The organism is Neisseria shayeganii 871 (genome assembly GCF_000226875.1).
Classification (GTDB): domain Bacteria; phylum Pseudomonadota; class Gammaproteobacteria; order Burkholderiales; family Neisseriaceae; genus Eikenella; species Eikenella shayeganii.
Window position 1 is genome coordinate 256848 of record NZ_JH164926.1, and the last position, 11575, is coordinate 268422.

At 53.9% G+C, this 11575-nt stretch carries 13 protein-coding genes, 1 tRNA gene and 1 pseudogene; 9 read left to right on the forward strand and 6 right to left on the reverse strand.

The features are described from left to right. Positions 1 to 136 precede the first annotated feature (136 nt). Positions 137 to 718 (reverse strand): glutathione S-transferase family protein, encoded by a 582-nt coding sequence (locus HMPREF9371_RS01140; protein ID WP_040659911.1) that lies wholly within the window; start codon positions 716 to 718, stop codon positions 137 to 139. An 89-nt stretch (positions 719 to 807) separates the two neighbouring features. Here HMPREF9371_RS01140 and HMPREF9371_RS12950 point away from each other — a divergent pair. Continuing rightward, positions 808 to 1031: pseudogene (locus HMPREF9371_RS12950) on the forward strand (ATP-dependent exonuclease). On the opposite strand, the gene HMPREF9371_RS01145 reads toward HMPREF9371_RS12950, so the two are convergent. The 3 genes from HMPREF9371_RS01145 to HMPREF9371_RS01155 form a co-directional block, all read right to left on the reverse strand. Further along, entirely contained in the window at positions 1028 to 1732 is a 705-nt protein-coding gene (locus tag HMPREF9371_RS01145; RefSeq protein WP_009117962.1) for a helix-turn-helix transcriptional regulator, read from the reverse strand. The pseudogene HMPREF9371_RS12950 and the gene HMPREF9371_RS01145 overlap by 4 nt on opposite strands. Before the next feature lie 42 nt (positions 1733 to 1774). Beyond that, on the reverse strand, positions 1775 to 2785 hold the full coding sequence (gene trpS, locus HMPREF9371_RS01150; protein ID WP_009117963.1) for a tryptophan--tRNA ligase: 1011 nt from the start codon (positions 2783 to 2785) through the stop codon (positions 1775 to 1777). 171 nt (positions 2786 to 2956) lie between these two features. Continuing rightward, positions 2957 to 3970 carry a PTS transporter subunit IIC gene (locus tag HMPREF9371_RS01155; RefSeq protein WP_040659913.1) on the reverse strand — a complete coding sequence of 338 codons (1014 nt, stop codon included), beginning with the start codon at positions 3968 to 3970 and terminating at the stop codon, positions 2957 to 2959. 111 nt (positions 3971 to 4081) lie between these two features. Here HMPREF9371_RS01155 and HMPREF9371_RS01160 point away from each other — a divergent pair, with 111 nt between their 5' ends. The 3 genes from HMPREF9371_RS01160 to HMPREF9371_RS12955 all read left to right on the forward strand — a co-directional run bounded on the left by HMPREF9371_RS01160 (position 4082) and on the right by HMPREF9371_RS12955 (position 5454). Next, positions 4082 to 4537: a GNAT family N-acetyltransferase gene (locus HMPREF9371_RS01160; protein ID WP_009117965.1), complete on the forward strand. Its 456-nt coding sequence runs from the start codon at positions 4082 to 4084 to the stop codon at positions 4535 to 4537. Between the two features lie 202 nt (positions 4538 to 4739). Next, a complete protein-coding gene (locus HMPREF9371_RS01165) occupies positions 4740 to 5204 on the forward strand; it encodes a hypothetical protein (RefSeq protein WP_040659914.1) in 465 nt (154 codons plus the stop codon). Positions 5205 to 5265: 61 nt separating this feature from the next. Beyond that, a complete protein-coding gene (locus HMPREF9371_RS12955; RefSeq protein WP_083813948.1) occupies positions 5266 to 5454 on the forward strand; it encodes a lipoprotein signal peptidase in 189 nt (62 codons plus the stop codon). Here HMPREF9371_RS12955 and HMPREF9371_RS01170 read toward each other — a convergent pair. Beyond that, positions 5424 to 7472: a LysM peptidoglycan-binding domain-containing protein gene (locus tag HMPREF9371_RS01170; RefSeq protein WP_009117968.1), complete on the reverse strand. Its 2049-nt coding sequence runs from the start codon at positions 7470 to 7472 to the stop codon at positions 5424 to 5426. The two genes, HMPREF9371_RS12955 and HMPREF9371_RS01170, sit on opposite strands and share 31 nt — an antisense overlap. A gap of 233 nt (positions 7473 to 7705) precedes the next feature. On the opposite strand from HMPREF9371_RS01170, the gene HMPREF9371_RS12365 reads away from it, so the two are divergent. Continuing rightward, on the forward strand, positions 7706 to 8389 hold the full coding sequence (locus HMPREF9371_RS12365) for a ribonucleotide-diphosphate reductase beta subunit (RefSeq protein ID WP_009117970.1): 684 nt from the start codon (positions 7706 to 7708) through the stop codon (positions 8387 to 8389). Positions 8390 to 8441: 52 nt separating this feature from the next. Then, positions 8442 to 8532: transfer RNA gene (locus tag HMPREF9371_RS01180), tRNA-Ser, on the forward strand. Between the two features lie 140 nt (positions 8533 to 8672). On the opposite strand, the gene HMPREF9371_RS01185 is transcribed toward HMPREF9371_RS01180, so the two are convergent. Further along, entirely contained in the window at positions 8673 to 9410 is a 738-nt protein-coding gene (locus tag HMPREF9371_RS01185; RefSeq protein ID WP_050797898.1) for a replication initiation factor domain-containing protein, read from the reverse strand. 204 nt (positions 9411 to 9614) lie between these two features. On the opposite strand from HMPREF9371_RS01185, the gene HMPREF9371_RS12370 reads away from it, so the two are divergent. The 3 genes from HMPREF9371_RS12370 (at position 9615) to HMPREF9371_RS12375 (ending at position 11424) form a co-directional block, all read left to right on the forward strand. Next, positions 9615 to 10001 carry a hypothetical protein gene (locus HMPREF9371_RS12370; RefSeq protein WP_156786959.1) on the forward strand — a complete coding sequence of 129 codons (387 nt, stop codon included), beginning with the start codon at positions 9615 to 9617 and terminating at the stop codon, positions 9999 to 10001. Positions 10002 to 10405: 404 nt separating this feature from the next. Further along, a complete protein-coding gene (locus tag HMPREF9371_RS12960; RefSeq protein ID WP_009117973.1) occupies positions 10406 to 10870 on the forward strand; it encodes a VENN motif pre-toxin domain-containing protein in 465 nt (154 codons plus the stop codon). Between the two features lie 11 nt (positions 10871 to 10881). Next, complete coding sequence (locus HMPREF9371_RS12375; protein WP_156786960.1) at positions 10882 to 11424, forward strand: hypothetical protein; 543 nt, start codon at positions 10882 to 10884, stop codon at positions 11422 to 11424. Positions 11425 to 11575: the final 151 nt, after the last annotated feature.

An 11575-nucleotide genomic window follows, 5' to 3' on the forward strand; every position in this document is an offset into this window, starting at 1 on the left:
AGACGGATGAGGGTAGATGTCTAAATTGAAATCGGGCGGGATTCTAACACGATTCAAATCCGCCCTCAGACTACCTGAAAACAAAAAACGCTTTCAGGTAGCCTGAAAGCGTTGTCAGGGTTAGGGCTGCCGATGCTCAACAGACAGCGGCGGGGCGGGCGCGGTGAAGGGCGATATAGCGGGTGAATACGGGATCGGCGGGCAGGACGCCGGTGCCGTTGAGCATCCAATCCAAGAGGCCGGTGCAATACAGGTCGAGCGCGCTGAAGTGGTGGCCGACCATATGGTCGCGGCCGTTAAGATGATCACGCAAGGTGTGGACGGCGGTGTCGAAGTCGCCGTAGCCGATGGCGCGGCGGAGATTGGCATCGTTTTCCAAGCCGCGCATTTTGTCCACGCCGGCATACTCGAGATGGATGAGGAAAAACAGCCAGCGGTAATACTGGCCGCGCGCTTCGCTGCCGGCGGCGGGAATCAGCTTTTTGTCGGGAAACTGTTCGGCCAAATAGCTAAGAATGGCGGCAGTTTCGGTGAGCACTGCACCTTTGTGCTTCAGGGCGGGCACTTTGCCCATGGGGTTGACGGCAAGATAATCGGCGGATTGGACACTGTCGTAAGACAACACCACGGTATCGTAATCGGCGCCGCATTCCTCAAGCATCCACAAAACTGCGCTGCCGCGCGACGGGGTGATGGTGTAAAGGACGAGGTCTTTCATGTTTTTCTCCAAACGGTGAATCGGTAGGGAGAGTGTACGCGCGGGCGGTGTCAGTTTCTGTCAGCAGGTTTTCAGGTAGCCTGAGACCTTTGCAATCCCCCCATCTGCGGCGCATTTCTGCGTTGTGCGTTTATGCCCTATGGGTACTGCTCGCTCGCTTGCCTATCTTCATGATATGTCTGTCCCACAGGGATTCCTGACGTTCACGCTCGCTGCGCTGCTGCGCCTTGAACTGCATCCACATCTGGGGGTTTTGCAAAGGTCTCATCCTGATGGCCTGTGCTGCAATCAGTCGGGAGAGCGTTTACGCTAAAAGCCGAAAGGCGCAAGGTCGATGTCTTCCTGCCGCCGCCATTCCTGCAGCAAGAGCATGCGCGGGGTGGGATAGAGCGTGCCGATGACGGGATTGGCGATGCGGTCGGGGCGGAAATGGCGGAAATCCTGCCGCAATTCGCACCAGGCCGATACCAGCCGGGTGCTGTCGAAATAGCCGACGGAAAACGGCCATGCGGTGCGGCGGCTCGGGCGGCCTTGGGCATCGGTGTAGTCGAATTCGAGTTTGCGGTTGCCGCGGATGGCGGCGCGCACGGTGTTGAGAACATGCTGCTCGTGTTCGCTGTATTCCGTATGGGCGCTGACGGGAAACAGGGCCTGGCTGTCCAACACATGCGCCATGTTTTCGGGCAGCACGGATTGGACTTTCGCCAATACGGATTGGGCATCCTGCGCCAGTGTGTGGTCGGTATAAGCCAGCACCCAGCGCATGCCGAGCACCAGTGCTTCGATTTCGTTTTCGTTAAAGGCAAGCGGCGGCAGCAGAAAATCTTTGTGCAACACAAAACCCACACCCGCCTCGCCGCGGATGTCGGCGCCTTGGCGGCACAGGGTGCCGATGTCGCGATAGACGGTGCGCACGCTCACGCCAAGCGTGTGCGCCAGTGTTTCGGCGGTAACGGGAAGACGGTGGTTGCGCAGCAGTTGCAGCAAGTTGAGCAGGCGTTCGGAGCGGGTCATGGCAAAAAAAAGCGGCGGGCTACCTGAAAGCCCGCCGGCGTGTTATGTCAAGGCGCGGATGCCGACGGCGGCGCGCACTTTGTCCAGCAGCGGACGGGCCTCGCGGCGGGCTTTGGCCGCACCGGCCTGCAGAATCTCTTCGATGCGGTCGGGGCGGGCGGTCAGCTCCTGATAGCGCTCGCGCGGCTCGGCCAGCTCTTGGTTGATTTTGGCGGCCAGCATTTTTTTGGCTTCGCCCCACGCCAGGCCCTCGGCCAGCATTTGGGTGAAGGCGGCGCTTTCTTCGGCGCTGGCGAAGGCTTGGTAAATCTCGAACAGCGGGCTTTCGCCGGGAAATTTGGCTTCGCCGGGCTCTTTGAGGTTGGTGATGATTTTGTTCACCGATTTCTGGGTTTTCTTGTCGTTTTCCCACAGCGGGATGGTGTTGCCGTAGCTTTTGCTCATTTTGCGGCCGTCTAGGCCGACCAGGGTTTCCACCTGATCGTCGATTTTCGCTTCGGGCAGGGTGAACAGCTCTTCAAAGCGGTGGTTGAAACGGCCGGCGATGTCGCGGGCCATTTCGACGTGCTGGATTTGGTCGCGGCCCACGGGCACGTCGTGGGCGTTGAACATGAGGATGTCGGCCGTCATCAGAATGGGGTAGCTGTAGAGGCCCATTTCGATTTGGTGGTCTTGGTCTTCCTGGCCTTTGTCGAGGTTGTCCTGCACGGCGGCTTTGTAGGCGTGGGCGCGGTTCATCAGGCCTTTGGCGGTGATGCAGGTGAGGATCCAGTTGAGCTCCAGAATTTCAGGGATGTCGCTTTGGCGGTAGAAGGTGGTGCGCTCGGGGTCGAGGCCGCAGGCGAGCCAGGTGGCGGCCACGGCTTGGGTGGATTCGTGAATCAGGGCCGGGTCGTGGCATTTGATGATGCCGTGGTAGTCGGCCAGAAACAGGAAGGATTCGGTGTCGTCGCTTCGGCTGGCGCGGATGGCGGGGCGGATGGCGCCGACGTAGTTGCCCAAGTGGGGGATGCCGGTGGTGGTAACGCCGGTGAGAACGCGTTTGGTGCTCATAAAGTCTTTCGGAATAAGCAAAATGGAAGGCCAACGGTTTTCAGGTAGCCTACAGGCTACCTGAAACGGGGCGGTATTATAACGGAGAATAAGGCTTTAAGGCGTGTTGTCGCAAAGCTTGCGTGGCGGTTTCGAGCGCTGATACCGCCGCAGCGCTTGCTGACGGCGCGCCTAAACATCGAGTTTCAAATCGCCGTCTTTGATCCAGCCTTTTTTGCGCATCGGCCAAGCGATGGCGAGCGTGAGCAGGGCGGGCAGCACGAAGTGCAGCAGCACGATGCCGGCCCACACCAGAGGCGCATGGCCCATGGCGTTGAGGGTGCCGACCTGGCCCACCAAGCCGCTGGTGCCCATGCCGGCGCCGGAGGGAATATTGGCCATTTGGAAGCCTAAAGTGGCCAGCGGGGCCAACAGGGCGCCGGCCAGGGTGGGCGGAATCCAGATTTTCGGGTTTTTCATGATATTGGGCATCTGCAGCATACTGGTGCCCAAACCTTGGCTGAGCAGGCCGGCCCAACGGTTTTCTTTAAAGCCCATCACGGCAAAGCCCACCATCTGCGCACAGCAGCCCACGGTGGCGGCGCCGGCGGCCAGTCCGCTGAGCGAGAGCGAAATGGCGATTGCGGCGCTGGAAATCGGCAGGGTGAGAATCAGCCCCATCAAAACGGCCACCACAATGCTCATCAAAAACGGCTGCAACTCCACCGCCCACATAATCAGGGCGCCGGTTTGCGTCATCAGTGCGGAAACGGCGGGGCCGACAAATTGGGCAACGGCGATGCCGGCCAGCAGGGTAACGGCTGGGGTGACGATGATGTCTATCGGCGTGGTTTTGCTGAGCAGTTTGCCGGCTTCCGCTCCGGCGGCAGCGGCCAAAAAACAGCCCACCGGCCCGCCCAAAGCGGCACCGGCGGTGCCGGTGGCCACGCTGGCGAGCAAAACCAGCGGCGGGGCTTTCAGGGCATAAGCCACACCGGCCCCGATGGCCGCGCCCATCGCCCCCTGCGCCTGGGTGCCGACTTCCACCAGCCAAGGCAGCCCGGCCCAGCCGCCGACGGTTTTTAAAATCAACCCCACAATCAGGGAGCTGAACAAGCCCAGCGCCATGAAATTTAAGGCGTCCACGCCGTAGCGGCGCAAGCTGAATTCGATATTGCGGGCAGCCAAAAAGGCTTTTACACTCATGATTCGCCTTTCTCCGGCCGAGCCGGACAGGATTCCATACCATCGGGCTACCTGAAACGGCGGCAGCATGATGCCGCTTTTCAGGTAGCCCGCACAAAAACGGAGACAACCATGACAGGTTTGGTCTATACCGCCATCGATAACGAACAGGATTTGATGGCGGCCGAAAACCAGATACGGGAATTTTTCCCGATCCATCAAAATTTCCGGCCGCATTTTCAAACCTTCGACAGCTATTTCGAGCAGATGCAGCGCGTGATTGCCGATCGCGCCCGCCTGCTCTTGGTGCGTGATGCAGGCGGCCTCCCCGTCGGCTTGGCACTATACCGCATGCATCACAATACCTACCAGCACAAACTGTTTTTTCTTGAAGACTTGGTGGTGGCGGAAAACCGCCGCGGCGAACAAATCGGCGCGCAGATTCTGCGCTATTGCGAAGATTTGGCCCGCCAACACGGCTGCCGCCATGTGTCTTTGGATTCCGGCACGTTCCGTACGCGGGCACACAAGTTTTATTATGTCCACGGTTATGTGGCGGACTGTTTCCATTTCTCCAAAGCCGTGTAAGCGTGTGTTCGCCCCGGCAGGCGGAAAAGCAAACATTTGACGGCGCAGATGCAAACTACCGGCCGCTTGTGTTGCCAGCGGCGGAAGAAAATCCGCCACTTTGCTCAAAAACTGGCAAATTGCGTAGAATTTGTTTACACTTGCCGCCCAGGTCTTCTGCAATGGGCCCGTCCTTAATCCAATACCTTATCCCAACACCATCATGAAAAAATACCTTCCCCTCTTATTGGTGGCCGCCGTTTTGAGCGGCTGTGACACATGGTCATTACCAAAAGCTGGCGGTAGCCGTACCCAACAGCACAGTGCCGGCTACACTTTGGCGCCCACGCATTGGAGCGATGTTTCCAAAATCCGCAACGAAGCCACCCGTTTGGGCTATGAAGTCAGCCGCGGCCGGATGACCAAGGCGCAAGCGGCGCAACAGCTCAACCGCTTCCGCATCAATTTGGTGGGCCGCAATATGGTGGATGACGATATGTATGAAATTTATCTGCGCTCCGCCGTACAAAGCCAGCAAGGCAGAATCACTTCCGCACAATCCAAAACATTTGTGCAAAATGCCCTGCGCGGTTGGCAGCAGCGTTGGCCGAATATGCAAAACAAACCCACCAACCCGGCATTTACCAACTTCCTGATGGAAGTGATGGGCATGGAGCCTTTGAAATAAAGCACCGCGCCAAACTTGCTTCACCATAGCAAAGGCTACCTGAAACCGTTTCAGGTAGCCTTTGCTATGGTCGGGCCGGATAAGCGGGCTGAGACCTTTGCAAAACCCCCATCTGCGGCGCATTTCTGCGTTGTGCGTTTATGCCCTATGGGTACTGCTCGCTGTGCTGCTACGCCTTGAACTGCATCCACATCTGGGGGTTTTGCAAAGGTCTCAGGCTTATGCGCCGGTGGTCACGCGCAGTTTCTGACCGGGGCGGACGGTGTTGTTGCGCAGATTGTTGGTGCGTTTCAAATCGTTTACCGAAACATTGTGGCGGCGGGCGATGGACTGAAGGGTATCGCCGCTGCGTACGGTATAAGATGTTTGGCGCTGACGGCTGTTTGCATTGCGGTTGTTTGCCGCCTGGCGGGAAGTGTTGTTGTTACGGGCCGACTGGGCTTGGCTGTTGTTGCCGGCCACTTTCAGCACTTGTCCCGTGCGGATGCTGTTACCGTTCAAACGGTTCAGCTGGCGCAGTTCGGCGGTGCTGATGTGGTAGCGGCGGGCGATCGAATGTAAGGTATCGCCGGATGCCACACGGTGGGTGGCGGCGGCTTGCTGGCGGGCCTGACGGTTCGGTTGCGCTTCTTGACGGGTTTGACGTTCGGCAGCGGCACGCGCGGCGGCCTGACGGCGGTTTTCTTCGGCACCGCTTTGCGCCAAGGAATCCTGCACCAAGGCGGCGGCATCCGCCGGTGCCGGATTGGAAGCCGCCGAGGCATTCGCCAAAGCCATCAAAGGATCAGGCTCCTGACCGGCCGTGCTATTCGCCGCCCACGTTGCTTGAGCTTGAGGCGCTTCTTGGCGGGCGGTTTGGATAATGGCATTGGCCGGCGCGGCCACTTGATTCTCCACCGCAGCCTGCTGAATCACGGGGCGGGCGGTCTCCCTGCGCTCCGGACGGGCAGCAACTACCGTGGCTAACGGCGCAGCCGGGTGTGTTTCCACTGCCGGGCGGGATGGCGCAGTATCGGCACGGGCTACCTGAATGCGGCTGCTGCTCGATGGTGCGGCCACAGGCTCGGCTGCGGCGGTTTGGCGGATCAGGCCGCCGAGCGGATCGTCTGTTCCGCTGTCGCTCACCAAGCGGGCGGCGGTGCTGGTGTTTCTGGCCACCAAGATCCGGCTGCCGGCGCGCACATTGTTGCGGCTCAAACCGTTGGTGCGGCGCAAATCCGATATGTTCATGCCGGTGCGGTCGGCAATATCGCTTAGGGTGGTATGGCCGTCGGTGTGCAGGATATCGTAAGAGAGCAGGGCTTCGTTGGGCGCGCTGCGCAGGTTTTGTTCGAAAGCGTTTACTGCGCCGACGGGCAGCAGCAGTTTGCGGCGGCCGTTTTCGGGCAGGAAGACCGGCACTTTGGCACTGGGGTTGAGGGCCTCGAATTCGGCGTGGCTAATGTTGGCCAAGCGGGTGATGGCGTTGATGTCCATCGGGTTGCTGACGGTTACCGCTTGGAAATAAGGTTTGTTTTCGATGTGGGAAAGGGTTAGGCCGAAACCTTGCGGGTTGTTTACCAGATTACGCACGGCCAACAGTTTGGGCACGTAATTGCGGGTTTCGTTGGGCATGCGCAGGTTTTCATATACCGGCTCCAAGCCCTGGCTGCGGGCACGGTTGATGGCGCGGCTGACGTTGCCTTCGCCCCAGTTGTAGGCGGCCAAAGCCAGAGACCAGTCGCCGAACATGCGGTGGAGGTATTCCAAATAATTCAATGCGGCATTGGTTGAGGCGTCGATATCGTGGCGGGCGTCGTACAGATTATTCTGTGCCAAACCGTATTGGCGGCCGGTGGCCGGCATAAACTGCCACAAGCCGGAAGCGCCCACGTGCGAGCGGGCTTTGGTGACAAAGGCGCTTTCGATAAACGGCAGCAAGGCGATTTCCGCCGGCATATTGCGCTTTTCCACTTCCGACAGAATGTGGTAAAGATAAGGGCGGCTGCGTTCGATGGTGCGGTTGAAATAGGCGCTGCGGGTGGCGAAATAGTTTTCGTGCCGGCGGACGATTTCCGGGTTCACTTCGCTCATGCGGAAGTCGCGCCGCATACGGCTCCATAAATTATTGTGGCTGCGTTCCGCTCCTGCCGTCTGGCTGCGCAAAGCCGAGGCATTCAGGTTCATCATGGCGGAAGCGATTTTTTCGGGGGAGTGAGTTTGGGAAACGGCGGTGGCCGGCAGACCGAGGCCCAATAAAGCCAAGGTTAGAAGTTTGATTTGGGTCATGAGGTTTTCTTTAAATACAGCCAATACAGCGAAACAGCAGATGCTTGCCGCAAACCGCAGAGATGGAGTTGTGCGGCGGAAGGTTACCTGAAAAACGGCAGCATTCAGTATCTTGAATAAAATCTGCAGGATAGTACTTCTTCTAGAATAAAGGTGTCAAGCCGAAGTAGGACGTTTAGGCGGGATTTACGCATAATAGCCATATGATAAATCAGGAAAAGGCAGAATGGCCCATGAAATCGGAACATGAGTTGGCACGGTGGCTGCATCAGGATGGCTTGGGCCGTTATGCAGCTGCCGCCGAAAGGGATTTTTTCCACGCCCAATGGCCGCATTGCCAAGGCAAACTCAGCGTTGCCTTGACGCTGAGCACCGTTAAGGAGTGGTGGCCGGCAGAGGCTTGCCGCGTTGCCCCCCGAGAGAATGATGGGCATATTGTTGCCGCACTGCCCCAGCTGCCTTTTGCCGATCATTCCATCTATACCTTGTTCTTGCCCCATGGTTTGGATTTATATCGGGAACACGATATTTTACTGGCGGAGTGCTTCCGGGTTTTGCAACCCTATGGCCAGTTGTTGCTCAGCGGCTTTAATCCTTATTCTTTGTGGCGTTTCGGTCGGACCAAGCCACTGTTTCGAGAAGCGCTTTCTCTGTCACAAACCAAGCGTTTGCTGCAATCTGCAGGTTTTTCCTTAAGTACGGGCCGCTTCATGTTATACGTGCCGCCGGTAGAGCATCATCATAATTGGCGTTTTATGGAACACGCAGGCAATCGTTGGTGGCCGCACGCTGCTGCAATTTACGGTTTGACGGCCGTAAAATTGATCGCCCCGTTGACGCCCGCTAGTCGGGAAAATATGCAGACAATTGAAGGGATAAACTGGCCTTCGGTTGGATGTACGGCAAAATCCCGATAGAACGGTTGCCAGCAGATACCAATCTCATTATAATCGCGGCCCTTACCTCAACGGAGAGGTGGATGAGTGGTTGAAGTCGCACGCCTGGAAAGCGTGTATACGTGAATAGCGTATCGAGGGTTCGAATCCCTTCCTCTCCGCCAGATAAATTAAATAACACCCTGATTTATCAGGGTGTTATTTTTATCCGCTCTGGTTTTGGTACCTAATTGGGTGCCTAATGCCAAACACTCCCCCTCTCACCTCCCCCGTCGGTGTCCCGCTTGCCCGCTGGCTGTTGGCTTTACCAACACAGACCATGCAGAGAGCCAATCAGGTACTTCAAATACAGCACTGCTGCCGTCCATAAGCCAACCGACACCGGTTCCGATCTTCCTGTCTTCGGCATACCTTGCGCAGAAGGCGATAGGATCGAATGTGCCGTACAATCCTCATCAAGCGGATGCAGTCCCTTGGGATATTTGCCGGGTGGCGCAATCAGCATCCGAACAATCTCTCCGTCCGTCCTCCCCAAATCATGTTGGTAACGAACAAACGCCCCGGCCTGTAGCCGGGGGAAGTATGCCGCCCGTTGTACGGTCAATCCCTTTCTGGCTTGTTTTGTGATTTTGCGTTTGGCCGAGTTTTGAAACAACCGTGCACCGACAGGATAGGCACCACACAGATACTCACCCGGATAGATGAGGATATCCGTGGGAATCTCGTAGTCATGCGCACGAAACTCAACCTCGAAGCGAACCCACCGGCTGGCTTTGTCACCCAATTGACGCCCTTTTTCATAAATCCTCGCCAATTTTGCGCCATAGCGGGAGCCGATATATAAGGTTTTCCCGCTACCGTCTTCGTTCTCCCATGCCGTTCCCCGTTTCTCACATTTCGGCTGTTTGCCGTTACGGTACAGCAAACAGCGGTAATCTGCATAAGCCTGCTCCGGCGTATATTGTCCGCCAAAGAAGTCGTGAGCCACATCACAGCGGGTGATTTTGACCTGATCCAAAAAGGATGGAATAGGTCTATTCAAGGATGTGCTCGAGGTATTTGTATAGGAAGGGATTATCCTTATATTAAATAATCCAAATGGAATAGGATCTACAGAAATTGGTATAGGTACCCAAGGCCTTACAGAAAGCAAAGGTCTCAGGTCATACTTTTGATCCATACAATAATCAGTTAAAGATTGATCGGGATAAATCTAGGTAGAGTTATTCATATGAGTTCAATAAAAATGAAATTTGATATTATCCTTATCGTATTTGTAGTGTGTATATCTGCTATTGCAATTTATCTTCAGATTCCAAGCAGTGAAGAGGATATATTACAAGAGAGAAATAAAGCAATTGCGATTGAGGAGGTTTATAAGATTGCAGATGAAATAAATGGAAAAGTGGCTAGAATTGGATATAAAGAATCAGAAGGATATTCGATACATTACTCTGCCGTCTATGATCTGAATGGTTGTATTACTTATTCAGAATGGAGGAGTTTTGTTAAACGGTTAGGTTATTCTGTTTCCACAGTTGTTATGGAAAATACAGAGTTTAATAAAAAAGGGTTGTATGGAAGAGTATATGGAGGGTATAAGGAAAAATATTGTGATGAATTAATATATTAAATTTCTAGTTAATTACTATTAGCTATATGGCATTCTAGATGGTGCCCGTTCTGCTTTCGCCTTGCCGACCAGCAGCAGACAAAGCCCGCCCGGCTCCGTCAGCCCGGATGCCGTTCAAGCCGATTACTCCTACCATCCCGCTTCAGGTAGCCATATCGGTCCGCAAGGGGGAATTAGCCCAAACACTGTCGGCACAAGCAGACGATGAACGCCGAAAAGCAGCCAACTGGCAGCGAAGCGGCGTATTGCTCGATATGATCAGCGCAGGATTGAGTGCGCCGACACAAAGCACGGCAGGCATAGCGGTAGCCACTGCCTCACCGATGATTTCATATGAAATAGGGCAATAATTTAAAGGAAAAAACGCAGAAGGCACGAGCGCGCACATCCTCGCCCACGCCGTATTGGGTGCAGCGGTAGCATCTGCCGGGGATAATAATGCCCTGGCAGGAGCAATCAGCGCAGGAGGAGCGGAAGCGGCTGCGCCGATTATCAGCCACTATCTTTACAATGAGCAAGACGGCAGCAAACTCACCGCAGAACAGAAAGAAACCGTAACCGCAATTACCGGCTTACTGGGGACGGCAATAGGTGCGGCTGTGGGCAATACAACTGCCGATGCAGTTTCAGGTAGCCTGATTGCACAGAATGCGGTGGGAAATAATGAACTGGCATTTAATGTAAATAGTCAAGAAAATGCAGTTCTACGTTTTAATCAAAAAATAAGGAGAGAATTAGGAAATAAATTTGAATTGCGAAATATAGGTAGAAAAAATGAACAAGATTATGAAATTGTTGAGTTGGTAGCACTACAAAGCCCAGATGGTAAAAATAGTTATACAGTTTCAGATTTGGATGCCGATGAGTGAAATTCTATAATATGTTGAATGCTGTCATTAAAGATAAGTCTGGTTCTGCCAATATCACATTAGGTTTTAACGATGAGAAGACAGCAGGAGGTAATTGGATTACAGGTAATTTTGATGTAGGAGACATGGAAAAATTAGATAGAAATTCAATTGTCTTATCGGGAAATGTTTTAATAGCTCATGAATTTAACGAACAATTGCATAAAGCAAAACTGGGGCTGAATCCCAATCAAGGCAGTAATGATATAGATTATCAAAGTTCGCATGCCAAGGCGGTATTGCAACATGAGCCACAAGTATTACCTGCACATATTAATTTTGTTGAAGAAGATGGTATAGTTAATGGAATTAGGTATAATAAATTATATTATGATAACCATCTGAACCGATTGATTGGCATTAATCTTGGTCAATTAAAACCTGACGGCAATGGCAATATGATTCATGTGTTTCAGCCAAAACAAACAATTATAAGTCCAAATAATAATGGGAGATATATTATTAGAAATCCTAGCAATTCAAACCAATTTTATATATATCCACCGTCTCCATAAATTAAGGAGTATTAAATATGTTTAAATATTACTTACCATGTAGCTGTTTATTATTGATTGGATGTCAATCTAATAAATATCATACAATAGACTATAATTCTAGTGATTATAGTCGACTGTTGATGGAGTTTTTTATAGGGGCTGAAGTAGA